Annotated in this window: 1 protein-coding gene; it reads right to left on the bottom strand. The window is 39.2% G+C overall.

Going from position 1 to position 930, the window contains the following annotated elements:
- Nucleotides 1-604 (bottom strand): beta-ketoacyl synthase N-terminal-like domain-containing protein (locus AC3G7N_RS20670; protein ID WP_489424046.1); only part of this gene is annotated, 604 nt, incomplete at its 3' end.
- Nucleotides 605-930: the final 326 nt, after the last annotated feature.

The following is a 930-nucleotide window of genomic DNA, read 5'->3' as shown; positions in this document are numbered from 1 at the left end:
AGCCAGCAAAATAAAGCGGTGTAATGGGCGCCTCTGCTCCGCCGGCTAAAATAGCGTCAGAGTAGCCATGGGCAATATTTAAATAGGCTTCTCCAATCGCATGATTGCTCGTTGCACACGCAGAAACCGCCGCAAAACTTGGCCCACGAAAGCCTGTTTTAATCGCAATTAATCCTGAAACCATATTATTTATCGACATTGGAATTAAGAACGGGGACACCCGCTTCGCTCCCTTTTCCAACATTATTTGGTGATTTTCTAATAGCGTATGCAGACCCCCAGCCCCGGAGCCGATATAAACCCCAACACGATCCTTATCCACCGCATCCAAATCAATCTTTGACTGTTCCAGCGCTTGCATTGCAGCAGCATACCCATATTGCGTGAACAAATCATACTTTTTCATTTCCTTCGATGCAAGGTACTTTTCACCAGGAAAATCTTCAATAGAACCTGCAATTTTCGTATTGATGTCCTTATATTCCTCGGATTCCAGCCGCTTAATGCCGGATTTTCCCTTCTTTATGCTATCCCAAAGGGTTTCCACATCATTTCCCAATGGTGAACAAGCACCCGTTCCGGTTACAACAACCCTTCGTTTCAAGCTTATTCTTCCTTTCGCTATGATTTATTTTTATATTTGTTTAAGTATTCAATCTTACTGTATATCTTTTATTTTATCATAAGGGGGTTTTCGATGTTATTTTGGCAATTTGGTTTTTTAGGGTAGTGGGAGATTCATTGGGGTTTGTTAAGAGTGAGGAAAGAGTTAAAAATTATTTGATACAAATCTAAGGACCAATCCTAAATAGAATTGGTCTTTAGATTTGTTTGTATTCATTTCTAGTTATCTTTTCCTACTTCTTTTTCTAAGCATTAAAGCTATTAAAACGATTAATATTACTGCCAGTATACCAATGATTATGTAAC

Source organism: Virgibacillus carmonensis (genome assembly GCF_057836705.1).
Note: the sequence above shows the minus strand (reverse complement) of the source record. Positions and strands in the feature narration are given on the sequence as shown.